11 protein-coding genes and 1 CRISPR repeat array are annotated in these 20,786 nt (G+C 45.0%); of the genes, 3 read left to right on the top strand and 8 right to left on the bottom strand.

The genetic code is table 11. The annotated features are described in order from the left end of the window. Positions 1 to 486 precede the first annotated feature (486 nt). Both FY557_RS13820 and FY557_RS13825 read left to right on the top strand, forming a co-directional pair. The gene (locus FY557_RS13820; RefSeq protein ID WP_149247826.1) at positions 487 to 2,322 is read left to right on the top strand and encodes a glycoside hydrolase family 35 protein; all 1,836 of its coding nucleotides are present in this window, start codon (positions 487 to 489) and stop codon (positions 2,320 to 2,322) included. Further along, positions 2,319 to 4,493, top strand: a complete 2,175-nt coding sequence (locus tag FY557_RS13825; protein ID WP_149247827.1) for an alpha-L-fucosidase — start codon at positions 2,319 to 2,321, stop codon at positions 4,491 to 4,493. The genes FY557_RS13820 and FY557_RS13825 overlap by 4 nt, the downstream gene beginning before the upstream one ends. Positions 4,494 to 4,912: 419 nt before the next feature. Here FY557_RS13825 and FY557_RS13830 read toward each other — a convergent pair whose 3' ends face one another. From FY557_RS13830 to FY557_RS13865, 8 genes are all read right to left on the bottom strand, one after another. Next, positions 4,913 to 5,218: a GIY-YIG nuclease family protein gene (locus tag FY557_RS13830; RefSeq protein ID WP_149247828.1), complete on the bottom strand. Its 306-nt coding sequence runs from the start codon at positions 5,216 to 5,218 to the stop codon at positions 4,913 to 4,915. Positions 5,219 to 6,058: 840 nt separating this feature from the next. Then, entirely contained in the window at positions 6,059 to 6,565 is a 507-nt protein-coding gene (locus tag FY557_RS13835; protein WP_149247829.1) for a hypothetical protein, read from the bottom strand. A gap of 18 nt (positions 6,566 to 6,583) precedes the next feature. Beyond that, the gene (locus FY557_RS13840; protein WP_149247830.1) at positions 6,584 to 7,492 is read right to left on the bottom strand and encodes a hypothetical protein; all 909 of its coding nucleotides are present in this window, start codon (positions 7,490 to 7,492) and stop codon (positions 6,584 to 6,586) included. A 571-nt stretch (positions 7,493 to 8,063) separates the two neighbouring features. Then, positions 8,064 to 9,635: an AraC family transcriptional regulator gene (locus FY557_RS13845; RefSeq protein WP_149247831.1), complete on the bottom strand. Its 1,572-nt coding sequence runs from the start codon at positions 9,633 to 9,635 to the stop codon at positions 8,064 to 8,066. Positions 9,636 to 9,843: 208 nt separating this feature from the next. Continuing rightward, positions 9,844 to 11,276: a CRISPR direct-repeat array (repeat unit 47 nt; unit sequence GTTGTGAATTGCTTTCATTTATTCGTATCTTCGTGATACAACACAAC). 58 nt (positions 11,277 to 11,334) lie between these two features. Continuing rightward, positions 11,335 to 11,673, bottom strand: a complete 339-nt coding sequence (gene cas2, locus FY557_RS13850; RefSeq protein ID WP_149247832.1) for a CRISPR-associated endonuclease Cas2 — start codon at positions 11,671 to 11,673, stop codon at positions 11,335 to 11,337. Positions 11,674 to 11,718: 45 nt separating this feature from the next. Further along, positions 11,719 to 12,612, bottom strand: a complete 894-nt coding sequence (gene cas1, locus FY557_RS13855; protein WP_149247833.1) for a type II CRISPR-associated endonuclease Cas1 — start codon at positions 12,610 to 12,612, stop codon at positions 11,719 to 11,721. A gap of 1 nt (position 12,613) precedes the next feature. Continuing rightward, on the bottom strand, positions 12,614 to 16,867 hold the full coding sequence (cas9, locus tag FY557_RS13860; protein WP_149247834.1) for a type II CRISPR RNA-guided endonuclease Cas9: 4,254 nt from the start codon (positions 16,865 to 16,867) through the stop codon (positions 12,614 to 12,616). Between the two features lie 234 nt (positions 16,868 to 17,101). Then, positions 17,102 to 17,779: a YceI family protein gene (locus FY557_RS13865; RefSeq protein WP_149247835.1), complete on the bottom strand. Its 678-nt coding sequence runs from the start codon at positions 17,777 to 17,779 to the stop codon at positions 17,102 to 17,104. A gap of 550 nt (positions 17,780 to 18,329) precedes the next feature. Between FY557_RS13865 and FY557_RS13870 the strand changes: the two genes are divergently transcribed. After that, the gene (locus tag FY557_RS13870) at positions 18,330 to 20,729 is read left to right on the top strand and encodes a hypothetical protein (RefSeq protein ID WP_149247836.1); all 2,400 of its coding nucleotides are present in this window, start codon (positions 18,330 to 18,332) and stop codon (positions 20,727 to 20,729) included. Positions 20,730 to 20,786: the final 57 nt, after the last annotated feature.

Consider the following 20,786-nt stretch of genomic DNA (forward strand, 5'->3'; position numbering starts at 1 on the left):
ACTTCCCACGGTGGCTGAGGCTCTCGAAGCCACACCCTCCGCCTCCGGGAACCTCAGGCATCGGACAACTTTCACAACCATAACCACAACTGCAACTTCCCGCGGTGGCTGAGGCTCTCGAAGCCACATCCTCCGCCTTCGGGAGCCTCAGGCATCGGACCTTTACAACCATAACACCAGCCACAACCCTACGGTGGCTGAGGCTCTCGAAGCCACATCCTCCGCCTCCGGGAACCTCAGGCATCGGACCTTTACAACAATAACCACAACTTCCCACGGTGGCTGAGGCTCTCGAAGCCACACCCTCCGCCTCCGGGAACCTCAGGCATCGGACAACTTTCACAACCATAACCACAACTGCAACTTCCCGCGGTGGCTGAGGCTCTCGAAGCCACCTGATCTGAGAATTTCCAGAAATCATCATTCCGGTTTGTGGTATTGCCGGTTTTGGATTAATTTAAGCCTTTCTAAAACGAGTGATCCGATATGAGCAGACTTTATGCTATTTTAAGTGTTTTTTTCCTGTGCGGGGGAGGATTTTTTTCTTTTGCCCAGCAGCCCGCCCGCCATACCTTTACCCTTGGCGAATCCGACTTCCTGCTGGACGGAAAGCCGCTGCAGATGATTTCCGGCGAAATGCATTATCCCCGCATTCCGCGGGAGTCGTGGCGCGAGCGGATGAAGATGGCCAAAGCCATGGGGCTGAATACCATCGGAACCTATGTATTCTGGAATGTGCACGAAGAAACCCCGCGGGTGTATGATTTCAGCGGGAACAACGATATTGCGGAATTTATAAGAACCGCTCATGAAGAGGGCCTGTGGGTGGTGTTGCGGCCCAGCCCTTACGTGTGTGCGGAATGGGAATTCGGCGGTTACCCGTGGTGGCTGCTGAAAGACCGGCAGATGCAGGTAAGAAGCACCGATCCGAAATTTATGTCCGTATACAGCCGCTACATCAAGGCCCTCGCCAAGCAGCTGATTCCGCTTCAGATCACCCACGGCGGCAATATCCTGATGATCCAGATCGAAAACGAATACGGATCCTACAGCAACGATAAAACGTATCTGGACCTCAACCGGAAAATCTTCAGGGAAGCCGGTTTCGACGGCATCCTTTTCACCTGCGACGGTGCCGACAGAATGCCGGACGGTTACCTGCCGGGTTACCTTCCGGCCGTCAACGGACTGGAAGACCCGGCACAGGTAAAAACCCTGATCAACAGATACCACAACGGCAAAGGCCCGTATTATGTAGCGGAATGGTATCCCGGATGGTTCGACGACTGGGGGAAAAAGCATGCGGACGTATCCGCCGAACAGTCGGCGAAAACCCTGGACCAGCTGCTGGCTGCCGGAATCTCCGTGAATATGTATATGTTTCACGGCGGGACGACCCGCGGATTCATGAACGGCGCCAATATGAATAAAGATAATCCTTATTCGCCCCAGGTTTCCAGCTACGACTACGATGCCCCGCTGGATGAAGCCGGCCACCCGACGGAGAAATTCTATGCATTCCGGAAAGTGATTGCCGCCCACCTTCCGGCAGGGGAAACTTTACCACCGGTTCCTGCGGCAAAGCCGGCCATAAAAATCCCGGATATTGCCCTGGAGCAGTACGCCGGTCTTTTCAGTCAGCTCCCGAAACCGGAAACGGCCGGACAACCATTACCCTTTGAGGATCTGGACCAGGCCTACGGTTTTGTTTTATACCGGACTACCATCAAAAAAGGAGGCATGCTGAAGCTGAAAGAGCTCAGGGATTACGCGCAGGTGTATGTCGACGGAAAATACCAGGGAAGCCTCGACCGCAGGCTGAAGCAGGACTCAATGAACCTGACCGGAATTTCCTCGGATGCCGTTCTCGATCTTTGGGTGGAAAACAACGGCCGGATCAATTACGGTCCGTTTCTGAACGACAACCGGCATGGCATTACCGGATCGGTTTCCGTTGACGGCCGGGAGATTTACGGTTGGAACATGTACCGTTTCCCTTTTAAAACGGCAGGAACATTTTCTTTCAGCAAAAATACGGATCAGAAAACCGGCCATCCGGCCTTGTACAAAGGCCGCTTTACCCTCCAGCAGCTGGGGGATACCTATCTGGATATGCGCACCTTCGGGAAAGGGTTTGTCTTCCTGAATGGCCATCACCTCGGCAAGTACTGGAACATCGGCCCGCAGCAGACCCTTTACGTACCGGCTTCCTGGCTAAGGAAAGGAAAAAATGAGATCGTGGTGTTTGATGAACTGGAAAGCAACCACCGGCAGCTTCCTTCTCTGGATCATCCGGTTCTGGACCAAAACAGCAAGAAATGAAAAATCGGATACTGACCTTCGGAATTGTTTTAACCGCGTTATTCAGCCATGCCCAACAGCCGCTGAAGCCTTACGGAGCCCTGCCTTCCGAAGCACAGCTGAAGTGGCATGAAATGGAAATGTACTGCATCATCCATTTCAGTACCGGAACATATACCGACAAGGAATGGGGCTACGGGGATGAAGACCCTGCGCTGATCAATCCGTCGGATTTCGATGCGGAGCAGATTGTTTCGGCAGCGAAAGCCGGCGGATTCAAGGGCATCATCGTGGTGGCCAAGCACCATGACGGGCTCTGCCTGTGGCCTACCAGGACCACGGATTACAGCGTCAGAAAAAGCCCGTGGAAAAACGGGAAAGGCGACATCGTAAAAGAATACCGGAAAGCCTGTGAAAAGCTGGGCATGAAAATGGGCATTTACTGTTCGCCGTGGGACCGCAACAGTCCGCTCTACGGTACTCCCGGGTATGTTGAGATGTACCGGAAACAGCTTCAGGAGCTGTATCGTGATTACGGGGACCTGTTTATCTCATGGCATGACGGGGCCAACGGCGGAGACGGCTATTACGGAAATGCCCGCGGGACCCGGAAAATCGACCGGGCAACGTATTACGACTGGCCTGCGACCTGGGCCATTACCCGAAAGATGCAGCCGGAAGCCGTGATTTTCGGAGATGCGGGGCCGGATGTCCGCTGGGTAGGCAACGAAGACGGCCATGCCGGGGAAACCTCCTGGGCCACTTATGAACCGCAGGCTCCTGAAGAAGGGAAGAAGCCGTCCAACGGTTTTACCCGATATGAACTGGGCATTGAAGGTACCCGGAACGGAAAATACTGGATGCCTGCGGAATGCGATGTTTCCCTCCGGCCGGGCTGGTTTTACCATGCCCGCGAAGACAGCCAGGTAAAAACACCGGCCGAACTGCTGGACCTCTACTATAAAAGCGTGGGCCGGGGGGCCAACCTGGATCTGGGCCTCTCCCCTAACCCTCACGGCCAGCTGAACCCCGAAGACGTAAGTTCGCTCCAGCAGTTCGGGAAACTGCTGAAACAGACTTTTGCCGTGAACCTTGCGGAAGGCGCCGTTTTAAAAGCCGGTAATGTCCGCGGGAACAACCTTTCCCAATACGGCCCGCAGCACCTGCTCGATCAGGACCGGTATACCTGTTGGGCCACCGATGATGAAATCACGACGCCTGAGCTGACCGTTACCCTTCCTGCTGAAAAGACCTTTAACATCATCCGTTTACGGGAAAATATAAAGCTGGGCCAGCGGATCGAAGCTTTTGAAGCGGAAGCCTTTCTCAACGGAAGATGGGAGAAGATCGCCTCGGCAACCAGCATCGGTCCGAACCGTCTCATCCGTCTCCCTGAAAGGATCACCACGGATCAGATACGCCTGACCATTACCCAGTCGCCGGCAGCCATAGCTTTAAGTGACTTCGGCCTGTACAACGAACCGGTGATCACAGAAAAGCCACGCATCCGGAGAAATCCGGGCGGAAAGATCACGATTTTTTCCGGATATTCCCCTTCCGCCATTTACTATACCCTTGACGGGAGCATGCCTACCCCGAACTCCTTAAGATACCATCAGCCTTTTATACTGCCTGATGGCGGAATGGTCAAAGCCATATCGGTGGATAACGGCCAGCAAAGCGAAGCCGCGGTCCTCCGGTTTGGCCCTGTAAAATCCGGGTGGAAAATCACCGGTCCCGAAGGTACGGATGCTGCCCATCCGGCAGCGTATGCCATCGATGACAACCCGGAAACGTTCTGGCAAAGCCCGACGATCACATCATCTTCTCCAACAGGATTTGTGATTGATACGGGAAAACGGCAAAACCTGAGCGGATGTACGTACCTGCCCCGCCAGGACGGAAAACCAGACGGCACCGTCAGCCATTACCGCATCGAAACCGGCACTGACGGTACCCATTGGCAGTCTGCTGCGGAAGGCGAATTTTCCAACATCAAAGCCAACCCGGTAGAACAGCAGGTTATTTTTAAGCAACCGGTCTCCGCACGGTACATCCGTTTTACTGCAGTAAAGCTGATCTCGGGAAATGCCTGTACCGTGGCTGAAATCGGGGTGATCCCGGGGCTTCGGCTCCGCTCAGCCACACCTCCGCCTTCGGGAACATCAGGTATCGTACCTTTACAACCCTGACAACAATTCAATCGACACCCGGTGGCTGAGGTTCTCGAAGCCACACCTCTGCCTTCGAGAGCCTCAGGCATCGGACCCTTACAACCATAACACCAGCTACAACCCTACGGTGGCTGAGGCTCTCGAAGCCACACCCTCCGCCTTCGGGAACCCCAAGCATCGGACCCTTACAACCATAACACCAGCTACAACCCTACGGTGGCTGAGGCTCTCGAAGCCACACCTCTGCCTTCGAGAGCCTCAGGCATCGGACCTTTACAACCCTGACAACAATTCAATCAACACCCGGTGGCTGAGCGGAGCTGAAGCCACACCTCCGCCTTCGAGAGCCTCAGGCATCGGACCCTTACAACCATAACACCAGCTACAACCCTACGGTGGCTGAGGCTCTCGAAGCCACACCTCCACCTTCGGGAACCTCAGGCATCGGAGTTTCTCAGGTCCCGGTATGCTATGGCCAGTGCGGGCAGAAGTTCCGGTGCACCATTAATCAACGCCTCCTTTTTTCTCCGGCTCCAGCCCTGGATCTGCTTTTCGCGGTAAAAAGCCAGATCAATGCGGTCATATTCTTCATAATAGACCAGCCGGACCGGAAGACGCTTCCGGGTATGGTTGGCTCCTTCCCCGGACTGATGCTGGGCCAGCCTCCGTTCGAGGTCGTTGGTACTCCCGGTGTAATAACTGCCGTCGGAGCAGAGGAGAATATAAAGATATCCTTTCGTCATAAATGTTTTTTTCAGCAATAAAAATAATGATTTTTCTGAAGCAAAATCCACCTTTCTCCACCTTCGAGAGCCTCAGGCATCGGACCTTCACCACACTGGCAACAACTCAATCAACACCCGGTGGCTGAGGCTCTCGAAGCCACACTCCTCCGCCTCCGGGAACCCCAGGCATCGCACTTTTACAACACCATAACACCTGCTACAACTCAACGGTGGCTGAGGCTCTCGAAGCCACACTCCTCCGCCTCCGGGAACCCCAGGCATCGTACCTTTACAACACCATAACACCTGCTACAACTCAACGGTGGCTGAGGCTCTCGAAGCCACACCTCCACCTCCGGGAGCTTCAGGCATCGGACAACTTTCACAACCTTAACCACAACTACAACTTCCCACGGTGGCTGAGGCTCTCGAAGCCACACTCCTCTGCCTTCGAGAGCCTCAGGCATCGGACCTTTACAACACCATAACACCTGCTACAACTCAACGGTGGCTGAGCGGAGTCGAAGCCACACCCTCTGCCTTCGAGAGCCTCAGGCATCGGACTTTTACAACCATAACACCAGCTACAACTTCCCACGGTGGCTGAGGCTCTCGAAGCCACATCCTCCGCCTCCGGGAATCCCAGGCATCGCATTGCTGCTGCGGTGAAAGGGCCCTGCCGTTTTATAACAAGCCACCTGATCCGAATACTTTCACCGGCTTCATCCCTGACGGGGAATGATCGATTTAACGGGCTCCGGCCGTCTGTAAATCCCATGCAAAAAACCCCTTCATGCGAAGGGGTTTACTGAGAATATGTATAACACCGGTTAAATGTTCAAATCCGTAAAAGACCGGTTATTTCCAGTAGCTCCACTGGGCACCGTCATAGACGGCCAGTGCGGAAGACACGGTATCGTACACCATGGTTCCTGCAATGGCTCCCCGGATGTTCAGGTGCGGGTTGGCGACCTTGGGAAGAACCATCGCTTTCGTGGCGGACTCCATGACCAGCACGCCCGGCTTTGCAGAGGAAGTGGCTCCGATGATGGTGCCTGCACCGGTTTCGGTTCCCGAATTGGTATAGGAGTGAACCACTCCCTGACTGCTGTCGGTAAGCAGCGTCCAGCCGGTATTCTGGAATACCTGGACGGACCGGTCTGCCGTATTGAATACGAATGTGCCTCCTGCGGCACCCGGTGCAGATGCTACCGACGGCAATATGATTCCTTTGGCTTCGTTGTTGAATTCCAGAAGGACACTTGAATTTGTAAGGGCCTGTTTTCCAATAGCCACCTGTGCACAGACAGCAGCCGGCAACAGAAAAACAGGCAGGGAAACTAGAGCTTTGATGATGATATTCATTTTTATTTTTTTTGTGATTTAACGGTTTTCATTACATCCCCTGCTGATGCAGTTCCATCCTGTCCGGGCAGCGTCGATGGCGGGCGCACTGCCCCTGTAAAGCTGCACGCACTTAAGATCGGTATTGTAAATCAGCATTCCTTCTACAGGGACGAGGGCATTCCTCTGGGCGGTGGTCATATGGCTGATCACCATTCCTTTGTCGGAGGCATCCAGCACGATGTGGCCGTTCGGTACGCTTTCCGGCCAGTTGGTTACGGTTTTGCTTCCTTTCGTCAGGATTCCCATTTTTGTAAAACCGGCAGGGGTGCCCGCTGCGCCCGGCTGTGTACAATGGCAGGGAACGGTATTTTTTCCGCTTCCGTAGCCGGAGATCCTTGTAGGCCCCACTACATTCTGGGTGACGGTTACCGAATTGTTTCCGGTGGTATTCCAGCTGATGGTATTGAAGGCATTCCCGTTGGTAAGAACCAGCGGTAAAAGGGGGCCGCCCGAGCTTTTGCTGCCGAACATGGTAATACCGCCCGTAGGGCTGATGACCACGCGTACCGCCGGTGTCGTGGAAGCGCTTCCGGAAATGCTCCATACGGCCGGCACATTGCCGTCCTGCCATTTTGCGCCGTCGGCAAACTGTATATTCTGGGTAAGCCCCGCACCGGTGGCAAACTCAATTTCCTGGGTAGCCAGCAGGGTACCGTTGATGTTCATGTTGAATGAATTATCAAGGCTGTAGATATCGAGCGTGAATCCGTAGTTGGTCGCGGGCTGGGTAAAGGTGTGCGGCGTTCCGGCCGGAATGGATGAGCCGTCCCCCATCGCAAAGGTCTGTCCGTTGACGTCCACCGTACAGACCTGCGACTTCAGGCTGAGGAGCAATCCCGGCAGCAGCAGGGATAAGGTCAGAAATAATTTCATGTGATTTCTCATTGGGTATTTTTTTAATTAAAAAATGATTGGATTAAGGGAAAATTTTGATCATTGTTTTTTAGAACCGTCTGAATGGAACGGTGGCAAAACTACGCTGAATTCTAACGGCATACACCTGTTTGCCCTATCAGATTCGCGAATCTGACAGATACACTCCGGGAATACCGCAGCCTGCGGCGCTGTGCCCTGATCCGGAGAACGGTATCCGGGAAGCATGTCGGCCCGCCGCATGCTAAAGGAGATTTTATATCCCGCAATCCCGGCAGGAACGGAGCTGCCCGATGCAGAAATAATGATGGAACAGGCGGAAAAGCACCAGATCCGAAATCCGGTACGGTGTTTTTTTAAATAAAAAATACAAAACAGGAAGATGATATTAAGCCGGGAAAACCTGCTTTAAAATAACGTGCACCCAAACAGAAATCGGGTTAAACAGGCCGGAAGTGTTTTTAACATCACAGAAGAACCTTTATAGGGAACACTGCCAGAATACACCGGATAAGGCAGCCTCCGGAGGAAGCAGCGTATTTCTGTAAACAGGAAAGGGGTATTTCATTTTCCCCCGGCTGCCTTACCCTTCACCGATGGCCAGTTCCCGGATATGCCTGATAAAAACGGAAGGCGGGACGTCGGTAACCTTTTTGAAAACCGTGGTAAATTTATTGGCGGACGAAAAGCCGGATTCCTCGGCCAGCGCTGCGATCTTGTATTTCCTGAATTCGGGGTTTTCCCGAAGCTGCCGGATGATATAATTGACTCTCAGCTCATTGATGTAATTGTTAAAATCCTTTTCCTTGTACCGGTTGATGATATGGGAAAGGTATTTGATGTTGGTTCCCAGGTGGGCGGCAAGAAAAGGCAGGGACATGTTCCGGTCTGTAAACAGCACCGATTCCTCAAACTCCCTGAGCTGCCGGAGGAGCTTCTGCTCGGTTTCCGATGTCATTACGGTACTTTCCCCGTTTTCGGCACCTGCCGCCTCCGGCCCTGGGGGTGCCGGTTCCGGCATTTCATCCGCCGGGGTTTTCCTGCTCTCATATTCCTGCAGCAGCCGGCTGATCCTGTCGGTATTCCTGATCTGGCGTTTCCGGTACCTGAAAAATGCAACGGAACAGCCCGTGAGCAGAAAAGTCCCGGCCAGAAGGAGGTGGTTTTTATGGCCGCTGTCCTTTTCAGCTTCCTCCGCCCGGTGTTCCATCTTCATATAAGAATCATCGATAAAGGCACTTTCCTTTTCGGCAAGGGCGGTGTTCAGGGTATCGGTTTTCTGCTGTATTTCGGCGGATTTTTTATTGTCGTCCAGTTTTGCGTAGTATTCCCGGGAAGTGGCATTCACTTCTATTTTCAGCCGGGGATAATTGGAGCTTTCCGCAATCTTCTGGGCCTTTTCGAGGTAAGCTTCGGTATTTTTAAGGTCGCCCTGCTTCAGGTAAACGGCCGCCATCCCGTTGCAGATAAGCCCGGTGAGGAAGTTTTCCGGGGACTTTCCTGCGAGCGCCAGGGCTTTCCGGTAATGGTCCATTGCTTTTTCATACGATCCGGCATAGAAATAATTGAGGCCCGTCAGCTGTTCGTTGTTGGCGGTAAAGAAATCCAGGTTTTCTTTGGTCCTGTTAAAGTGCGACTGGGCCGTTTCAATGTACCGGATGGATTTTTTATAATTCTTCCGCTCGCTTTCGTAATAGGCCATTTCCTGATACATCAGGCCCTGGATGCTGTTGCGGGCCGGTTCTTCCTTTATGGCCTGCCCCACTTCCAGTGCTTTGTCGATGTACTTTTTCGATTTTTTATACAGCTTCAGGATCCGGTATTGCGTGGCAAGGAACCCGTAGACCCGGGCTTCCCAGGCAGGGTTCCCTGCCTCCCCGATAATATCGGCTGACCGCCCGGCATATGCCACCGCCTTTTCCACGTCCCCCGCCTGCTGGTACAGCGACGCCGACAGCATCAGGCTCTTGGTTTTGAAATAAGGGGTCTCCGAGATTTCATACAGGGAATCGGCAACCTTCAAAGCCTGGCCGAAGTCCTTCTGAGAAGTCTCCAGATAGGTTTTTGCATAGACCGCCTGATAACGGGCCGGATCCTGTGCCCGAAGCGCAAGGAACATCAAAAAAAACGGAATCAGGAGAATTTTATGCATCATGGCCGCTGACCTAAACTAACAACCTGCAAAACTATCACTAATAATTGAATTGTTGAACGGATGAAACGGAATATTTCGGGGAACAGGGTGAAATTTGATACAAATTCCCTGATTTAACTTTTATGCAGATCATCTTTGGACTATTTCATTTGATTGTATCTTTGGGGTACAACACAACGGGTTCGAATCCCGTATTCTCCACAAGGTGGTTGTAAATTGCTTTCATTTATTCGTATCTTCGTGATACAACACAACCCAGAATTCGCCATTTACAAGCGCATGAGGGTTGTGAATTGCTTTCATTTATTCGTATCTTCGTGATACAACACAACAAAGAAAGAGCTCCGGCAATCATCCCTTCAGTTGTGAATTGCTTTCATTTATTCGTATCTTCGTGATACAACACAACAGGATGTTTATGGTGAATTGCAGCCAATGAGTTGTGAATTGCTTTCATTTATTCGTATCTTCGTGATACAACACAACCATCGTTTTCTTTTTTAATCTCCCCCGGCAGTTGTGAATTGCTTTCATTTATTCGTATCTTCGTGATACAACACAACGAACCTTGTCTTTGACACCGACGATTATTTGTTGTGAATTGCTTTCATTTATTCGTATCTTCGTGATACAACACAACTAACCCAAGAGAGGATATATTCCAGGTGGAGTTGTGAATTGCTTTCATTTATTCGTATCTTCGTGATACAACACAACCAATCTGTGGAAGAAAACACTATCCGGACGGTTGTGAATTGCTTTCATTTATTCGTATCTTCGTGATACAACACAACAAGCCGCTGCGCTATTTATACGGGCCTATTGTTGTGAATTGCTTTCATTTATTCGTATCTTCGTGATACAACACAACAAGTGGGGATTAATTCCGGCTGCCTTTAATGTTGTGAATTGCTTTCATTTATTCGTATCTTCGTGATACAACACAACGAAAAGACGCTATTCCGCTTTCATCCTAAAGTTGTGAATTGCTTTCATTTATTCGTATCTTCGTGATACAACACAACTGAGCCCGCAATGCTTCCGCTTCGCCCAAAGTTGTGAATTGCTTTCATTTATTCGTATCTTCGTGATACAACACAACTACGCGAATATTAACCCCTGGTTCGTCAACGTTGTGAATTGCTTTCATTTATTCGTATCTTCGTGATACAACACAACAGTAGTATTTCTTTCCATCTTTAAGGTATAGTTGTGAATTGCTTTTATTTATTCGTATCTTCGTGATACAACACAACAATCGGCATTTGGTACCGGTAATGTAAGTTGTTGTGAATTGCTTTCATTTATTCGTATCTTCGTGATACAACACAACGTTACGGCCACTACGCAAAACATCGACGGAGTTGTGAATTGCTTTCATTTATTCGTATCTTCGTGATACAACACAACAAATAATACCAACTTGATTTTCATAAAAGAGTTGTGAATTGCTTTCATTTATTCGTATCTTCGTGATACAACACAACCTGTTTTGTAATGTGAATATCGGGGTACGAGTTGTGAATTGCTTTCATTTATTCGTATCTTCGTGATACAACACAACGTCTTTGTATAATTCTTTCAGGTATGTTTTGTTGTGAATTGCTTTCATTTATTCGTATCTTCGTGATACAACACAACCTCAACATTTAACCCACTGAATTGCAGTGGGTTTATTTATTGATTAGGATTGAAAAAATCAGAAGAGTTCGAGCTGTTGGAAGGTTGGAGGCGGTTCTTCTTTATTCCTGGCAAAGAAAATCTCGATATCGCCGAACTGTTTGTCCGTAATGCACATAATCGCTACTTTTCCTGCTTTAGGCAGCATAAATTTTACACGCTTGATATGCACTTCCGCATTTTCACGGCTTGGGCAGTGGCGTACGTACATGGAAAACTGGAACAGCATAAAGCCGTCATCGATCAGCGCTTTTCGGAAACGGTTAGCATCCTTCATATTCGCTTTCGTTTCGGTTGGGAGATCATACAATACTATTACCCACATAATCCGGTATGCATTAAACCTTTCGGCGTTCATATTTTTATTTGTAAAATGTACAATGTAAAAAAGTAATTCAATTCATCAGATTAGTTCGGGATAAGAGATCAGCCGCTTTTCTCCCGTGTAACATTTATAAAGCGAAGAAGCAGTTGATTTTACAGCCACCAGCAAAGGTCTTGTTTTACCGTCAATCAGCACATCCCTGGTCGCAATCTGAAGAATATGCGCTTTGAATTCTTTCGTCAGTTCCTCAGATTCCGGGTAGGCTTTCAGCCACTGCATCACCAGCAAATCGATAAATGGACGGTAAGGTTCCATCAGATCATCCGCGAGACAGTAAGGATTGTATTTGTTTTTGTGAAAGATGCCGAGAACCGGAAGCAGTCCCGTTTCAACGATAGCCCGGGCAACAATGCTCCGGAGCACCGCATAGCCGAAATTGAAAAATGGGTTGGGCGAATCCCCGAAACGCTGTCTTAAGAAATCCAGGCTGATCAGGTATTTCCAGTAATGCTGGGCGGCAATTCCCTCCATATTAGTACTGTCACCTGACTTTACATTTCTTTGGTATTCAACCATAGGTTCATGATACTTGCCTAATTTTACAAGGACATTTTTCTGGTTTTCAATCTTGCACTCCACCGTCTGTTTCCACAGCTGCTTCTTTAGTGGCTCGCTGACTTCCAGCTGGTCTTTTACTCGGTCCGAATGCTCGGTATGTCCGTACAGCGGCAACATGATTCCATGCGGGAGGTGGTGCGCATCACAGCTGATCACTACCACATTGTTTCCCATCATTTTCTGGATCAGGTTATGGGAAATGGTGATTTGATAATGGTCCAGCATCAGCAATCCCAGATCTTCCACAGGGACACTCCCCTTTTCCGTCTTGGTTTCCGTACAAAGGATTTTCAGCTGCTCGTCTTTGAGTTTAAGGTATGCGGGGTTGCCGATGTAAATGGAGCGGGTGATCATATTAGAAATTCCATTTTATTGTTCCATCAATATACATCTCAAAATCTTTTCCTTCTATTGCAAAATTCCATTGTCCTTGACTTAATCTTAAGAAAACTTGTTTTTCCTCAAAACTAAACGACGAATACTCTTGGTTATCTTTTTTTAATTCAGTATCAATTCCTGCTACTAGATGATGACGAAATTTCATTCTATTTGAATCTCCTTCAAATTGATAAACCTTATACATCCGTTCTGAGAGTTCTTCAGTATTTAAATAAGTTAACTCATTAATTGAATCTTTGTAAAATAAAACCTTGTCTCCTTTTTTTAAAATTGAATATAATGGCAACTGAAATTTATTCTTACCTCTGCCCGTTTTTATAAAAGAAAACTCCGGCTCGGTAAAAAGGTTTTGAACATTTTTTAATTTAAGTTCCGCTAAGTCTACAATAGAAAGAATTCTCATTGCTTTACCGGCATCACTTTTATAAAACAGACAATACGTGTTCTCACCGTTGGTTGCTAATGTGGACTTTTTGTATTCTTTGTCTGAAACAAAACTGTGATGATGAACTTTAATTGCTGTTGCATATTTTAATCCATTTTCGAAACAGCGTATTGTTCTTATTTTATTTACTTTATTGCCACTTTTATCAAGCATATAAACACCTTCAGTCAGAGCTGTTTTAAAATCTGTTTCTTCAACTTGTCTTTTAATTATTTTAAACAAATCCTTATCAACAATTGCTTTCTCAACTTCTTCAAGGCTTTTGAATCCTTGAGAATTAGCATCCTTTTTATATAACAAGGGTTTTCTGACAGCTAAATAAATTTCATCTTTAAGAATCATTTTTCTGTTATCATCAAACAAAATCTTATTATCCTCGTCTCTTACAGGCTGTTTTATGGCTCCATAAAAAGTTTCTCCGTGCAACTGGCCACGAATTGTATCACCTTTTGATATCTTAGGAATTCTATTTCCGTTTTCATCTAATTTGTATACTTGTTCCCCTTTTTCATTTTTTATTTTAACAAAATCTATTTTTCCTCTTTTTCTTACTGTTTTAGATGTCTGTGTAATGGTTCGGCTATCTGTAAGATTATTAATCAAAACCTTATCTTTTAACTCCAAGATATAATTTTCAGAAAAATTATCCCAATCCATTGGAAGTTCATGATAGGTTTTGCCTGTCCTATTATCAATTTCGTTTTGATAAGCTTTAATAATCCTTTCTCTATGAAAAGCATTTGGAATCAACGTAAGAATTGCGGCATCCTGAGCGTGATGACTATGTACGCTTCTGTCTTTTTTAGAATCTTTTGACTGTACTTTATAAACTTTCTTAAAGATATCTGTAACTCCACCTTTTTCCACAGAAACTCTTTTGAATAGGGTTTTAAAATATGGCAAAGCATACTTGGTGATAATCTGAGTATCTCTCAACTGATTATTTCTCCATCCTGCTTTATATTCTGTAATGGTAAAAGTAGCTAATTTAGCTTTTAAATAATCCAAATCCATTTTTATGGTGTGATACTTTACAATACAAAAATCTTTGTACTCTTTTGTACTTGCATAAGAAGCTTTCTTTTTCCATTCATCAAATAGTTTTTCAAGCTCCTCAATCTTCTTCCAGGTAATTATTTTCTCTGTTTTACCTTTTAATTCCTTTTCTTTTATTTTTTTTTCTCCAAAAAGAAATTCTATGTTTCTGATTATTGGATTATAGAATTCACCATTAATAACCTGTTCATTATCATAATTGACTAATTGCGTTGGAAATTTCTTTCCTTTTTGTAAACGGTTATATCCCGAGTCGGCAATGGTGAGATTTTTCAATTCATTATCAAAACTTATACTTGCAGGAATTGTATGCTCAAAATCATATTTGTAACCACTAATTAAGTCAGAAAAGGAAATTGGTTTACCTGTATAAAGGCAAATTTTATTTTGTTCATGCCACAATCTGATTTTACGGACTAATGTATTTTCATCGATAAGCTTAACATTAGAAAACTGCTCCCGATAAACTGCCAGTTCTTTCCTGTAAGCTTCATTCTCTTTTTCCCTTTCTTTCTGCCAAATCTCAATTGCTTTCCTTTTATTCTTATCATTAAGCTCTCTTGCAATTTCAATCACCACTTTTGTTTCTTCATCTATCTTGCCTTCCTGTAAAAGATAGTTCACCAAATTTTTGAGTTTATGCAGAGACTTCAATGCCATAGGATTTTTAAATCCTTTACTTAATGGCTCAGGATTACCTAATAATTTAATTTCCCGACCTTCAAACTCTGCATCTGGATTTTTTGTTAGAAAACCGCTTCTGTTTTTTTCTTTAACGTAATATTTTTTCCTTCCTACCGAAAATTCTAAATAATTTTCAGCCTCAGCATAATTTTCCTGTTCAGACGGATGCCAAAGATATTTCTTCATATCTTCTGAAACGTGATAAGTATCTTTTAAAAAATTGAATATCTTTTCGTCAATTCTTTCGGACTGTACAAAAAGATTCTTCTTATCGAAAAATGATTTCTTTAAAAATTCAAGATATTTTGCTGAAACATAATCGATAATATTAGCTTTACTTTCTTCTTCAAGTTTATCCCAGCTTTCCTGTCCGTAATTGTCAATAACACTTTTTAAAACAAGTTTGTTTTCAGCACTATCCAAATCTCTGTCATCAGTAATATAATAACGGTTTTCATCATTGATCATTTCTGATATTAAGCTATTGACAATCGCTGCATTTTTTCTGTTTACTGAATCCCATTTTAAAATATTAGAAATCTCTTCAGAAAGATGATTAATCAATGTTTCGGAAATTTCATTTTCTCCAAGCATTTTATACAGATTAGCCATATATACAGCGTGGCTATATAAAAACCCTTTTTGTAAATAGGGAAGAATTTTCTTAATCGCAGAAAGGCTTAAAGTCGCAAAACCTTGTTGTAATTTGATTTTAGAAAATTTATTCGCTTTTTCTTCATCTAAATTTAGTTTTTCTAAAGCAAATTTCTTAAGATTTTCCTGTCCGTCAAAAGTCATTAGAATGTGCCAAACGTCTTCAAAAGTATATTCGGTGTGAGATTTTTTGACAGGCTGTGAGCTTCTTTCTCCATTAATATCCCATTTCAGTATGTCTTTCCAGTTTTCTCCAAAAACATCCTGAAATTGTTTAAGTAATTTTAGAGAAAGTACTTTTGTTTTTTCGTGATGCTTTGATGTTCTTTTGGCACCGTCCTTCCTTAGCTGTTTATCAATTTCGCTTAGTTCGAAATCAGGTTTTGATTTATAGAATAACGGATAAATTTTAGCTTGGATATATTCCTGTTTATTTTCATCTAAAGGTGGAATGATATTTAAGTTATTAATAAAAACCCAAGTTCTATATTCCTCATAGAGAGGATGACTTACAGCCACTCTCTTTTTCCCTTTTTCATAAATACAGTTTCCAATTAATCCTTTCTGTGTTCGTAAAGGACGTTGCCAAATGATGGCTTTCCATAGTTTAGAATAGTCATCCTTAGAAATATCGTGTAAATCACAAATCCATTTTAATTCTGCTTCACTGTCTTTTCTTAAGTTATATCTTTGCCTTATTCTGCCTCCGAAGTCTTTTTGATAATAATACAGTGCAGCGCCTAAAGTTTTATGTTTATCTAAGTATTCCTCAATATCATTTCTTCCTTTTGTTCCGTTCTTATCACTTCCGGTTAACATCGTCTTAGCTTCTTCCTCATCTCTTCCTTTGAAACCTCTTCTTTGAACAAGCTGATAAAAAACTCTTCCTAAAATTTGAGGATTATTTCCAAATACATCTTTATATTGTGGATTGCCTGTAAAGGCTCTAAAAATGTAATAACTCTCGTTTTTGTCTTTTCCAAACAAATGAAAGTCCGGTAAACCGTCACCATCAAAATCGAATCTTATCCAATTTAGAAATTCTTCGGATTGAGGATACTCTCTTCTCTTTCCTTTTCTGTAAGTTTTCCAATTATTAAAATCTTCAATAGACAGAGGACACATCTTTCTTTCGATAAGAAATTGCAAAATTCCAAACTTCCTGTATTTTTCAGCTTGGTAATTTCTTCTTTTACCTCTACTCTCTGTTCTTTTCTGAACTTTAGGGAATTCATTACCTTTTTCTGCAGCAACACCTTTCTCAAAAGTAATCACTCCAAAATCTTCTATCTGATTGCCTTCTAAATCTAAATTTCTAATTGCCCAACCAGTACTATTACTACCAAGATCGATTCCTAAAACTTTTTTCATTATTACTTAGTTTTTGATATCGTATAAAAATAAAGAGAAAAAAAAATATCACATTACGGTTTTCCATATTTGCAATAAAAAAATTGTTTTTATATTTGTAAAAAGCAATTCACAATAAGGCTAAAAGCCGAAGAAAATCTTTAATCCTGCGTACTCCGTGGGATTTTTTAGTTTTTAAACACAAAAAAAGCCACCCCTAAAAGAAGCAGCTCTACAAGATTAGATCTAACAATATTATTTTTTTGCTTTTACGTCGACTGCAATTTCGATGTCTTTGCTGATCATCCATTCTGCAGGATCGGTTTCGGAAGTTCCGAACTTGATGCCCCAGTCGGCTCTGTTTACGGTGAATTTAGCCTGTACGGAGGCGGCGTTTTCCATAACGTCTACTTTAGCCGGGAAGGTCACGTTCATTGTTTTTCCGGATAGGGTAAGGTTTCCGCTTACGGTTTTGTTGGCTCCGGCTACGGCGTCTTTAGACGGTTCTTTAAGATCGGTTACGCTGGTGATTTTGAAATCGGCTGTCGGGTTTTTAGCCGTATCGAAGAAATCAGGGTTCTTTAAGTGGGCTTCAAGATCCGTGTATTTTTTGTCTTTTTCGGTTACGGAAGCCGGATCTACTTTCAGGGAGTTCATGTCGATCACGAAGTTTCCGGCCGTTACGTTTCCGTTTTCAACGCTAAGATCTCCTGATTTTACCATTAAAGTTCCCCAACGCGGAGCCATCCCCCCTTTGTGGAAAGCTTTCCAGTTTACCACAGAACCTGCGGCATCTACCGGCAATACTTCGCCTTTGCTTTCCGCTACGGTTTTCTCGGTAGATGTCGCTGCATTTTCAGCGGATTTGTCCTTGTTACAAGATGCGGCAAGCATTCCTACAGCCACCAATGCAATAACACTAAGTTTTTTCATATTATTTATTTTATTAAAAAGTTTATAGGTTTAAATATAAGCAAAATGAAACATCCCACAAGAATTTTCATTGAAAAGCCAAAGATAAATACTTCCCTGCCCTGATTTCTTGACCTACATCAATAAATGAGGTATTCGTTAAAAAAATCCGGAATACGAATACACTTTATAAGGATGCCTGAATTTCTCCTGAATATAATCTCTGGCAGATTTTTATTAAAACTTTTGACCTCATCCGGAATAACGATTTAAGATCAATGATCACTTTGAAAGCATTACTGTTAATCCGATAATTTAATTGGTTATTGTTAAAAAGTTTAACTTATTGGTTAGGATTAGATGTAGCTTTATCCTTGACAAAGGAAGAAACCATACTTATTCGATGGTCAAAGTTTCCTGTTGTGATATTGCGACAAAACTTCCGGCTTTCAGCTCCCCTCTTCCAGCCTTTTGATTCCATTATTCATAAATGTTTAAACTCACCGGCTTGTAGCATAACAACAAATCATGTATTTTTACACCACAATTTAAAACACAAGTATTTCGATTTATGCTAAAAAAACTAATACCCGCGCTGTTGCTCATAGCAGCCTGCAGCAATCTCGCAGCCCAAAAGAAAGCCGAAGAGGCTATGGAAATATATACCGGCAAATACCCACAGGAAAAAGTACATCTGCTGTTCAATAAAAACAGCTATATCGCCGGGGAAAAGCTCTGGTTCAAAGCTTTTGTCTTCGAAGGCTACAATCCGTCCGATATTTCCACTTCCCTGTTCGTCGAACTCTACGACAGTAATAAGACATTGATCACAAAAAAGATGCTTCCGATTATCCAGGGGGAAGCCGACGGAAATTTTCTGCTTCCTGAAAGTTTAAAGGAGGGAATCTATTACGTCAGGGCTTATACGACGTGGATGGCGAATTTCAGTGAAGATTTTCAGTTGGTCAGACAGATTGCCGTATACAATCCTTCTTCCGCAGATAAAATCCAGCCCCTTACGGATGCGCCGTGGACTGCCGCTGTATTTCCCGAAAGCGGAAATCTGGTAGACGGCATCGAAACAAAAGTAGCCGTCCGGCTGCAGTCACCGGGTACATCACCTGCCGACTGGAGCGGATACATTGTGGACACCCGCAGTCCTGAAGTGAAACTCGCTTCCTTTAAAGGTTTTGACGGTAATGTAGGCTCATTTTCATTCATCCCGAAATACGGGGTTCAATATCGCCTGACGGCCGAAGATACCAAAGGTAACCGGCAAAACGTTGATCTTCCCCAGGTACAGGATTCTGGAGTCAGCCTGCAGGTAAAAACCGGTAACGATGCGGTAAGGTTTTCATTAAGATCAAAAAATACAGCTCCGGGAACCCTCTATAAAATCATAGGGACCGTCAGCAACCAGATTGTTTTCAAAGCCCGTTCTGCTAAAATGCCGGGACAGACTTACACCATTCCCGCTGAACAGCTGATCAACGGGATCCTCCAGCTTACGGTTTTCGATGAACAGGAAAACGTAGTGGCGCAGAGGCTCTGCTTCGTGCAGCCCGATCTCCTGAAAGTAAAGCAGCCGGTACTCTCCGGTCTGGCCCTGAATGAAAACCCGAGGGCTTCAAATACGTTCAATATCACCCAACCATCGGAAAGCAGCCCTTATACGGTTTTGGTGATGGATGGAAAAGCCGAAAGCTCGGAAGATCAGAACAGCCTGCTGAGTACGCTTTGGCTGACCGGTGATATTCCTTCAAAAATAGACCGCCCTTCACAGTATTTTACCAAAAACCACAATTCAGATGCATTGGATGCCCTTCTCATTTCCGAAAAATGGAAAAGATTCGACTGGAAAATGATCATGTCGGGGACCTATCCGATCATCCGTTACCAGCCACAGCCTTATATTTCTTACAAAGGAAAGGTTACCATCCAGGGAAAACCCGCTGCCGATACAGATATGAACCTCCTGTTCAATACGCCCGGCAACGGTATAAAATTCTACAGTATAAAAACGGATGCGGCGGGATTTTTTACCCTGAAAGGACTGTATTTTGAAGATGCCATTAAGTTTTCCTATCAGCTGAATGACCCGAAAATACCCAAGGAGCAGGTTCAGGTGATCTTTCAGCCCGATTATACATTTGTCCCTTTTAAAAACAGCCTTCCCAAAAGCAATTACATCCTGGTTCCGCGCACGGAAGACCATAAATCCGACCCGCAGATACAAAGATATGCTGCAGAGAAAAACATCTACAACTTCATGGGCGAAAAAGCAACCCTTATCGAGGAAGTAAAACTGAAAGCCGTAAAAAAGAACAGGACAAAAGAACTTAACGACAAACTCAGCAGTCCCATGTTCAGAAGCGCCAGCGAAACGGTATTTGATCTGGTAAACGACAACAACAGTGCAACAGGCTCTATGAATATTCTGCAATGGCTGCAGGGAAGAGTAGCCGGACTCACAATTGAATCCAGCATGGGCAATTATATTCCACGGTTAAGAGGACAAACCGCGAGTATTTACCTGGATGAAATGAGGGTAGACCCATCCACGATCAACTCTATCTCAACGGCAGACATTGCGATGGTAAAAGTAATGAAAGACGCGTATGCCATCGGATCCGGCAGTAGCGGTGCCATTGCCATCTATACCAAACGCGGCGGAATTACCGGTTCTCCATCGGATTCTACGGCTCCGAGCAAACTGAAACAGATTTCTTTAAAAGGATTTGACAAGCAGGAACCGTTTACCGTTCCCACTTACAGTGACGAAACCTTCAAAACCATTCCACAGGATTTCCGTTCCACCCTTTACTGGAGCACCAATTTGCAGGCCAAGCCCGATGAAGCGTCGACCGTACAGTTCTTCAATAATGATGATGCCAAAGACTTTAAGGTCATCATCATTGGATATGATGAAAAAAACGGCATGCCGGTTTATTACAACGAAGTGATTCACTAACGTATGCCGACATCTTCTGACTGTCTCGTTTATTCAGACGGCAAAAGCCTGAGCGGA

The sequence above is a fragment of the Chryseobacterium sp. SN22 genome (assembly GCF_008329705.1).
Lineage (GTDB): Bacteria > Bacteroidota > Bacteroidia > Flavobacteriales > Weeksellaceae > Chryseobacterium.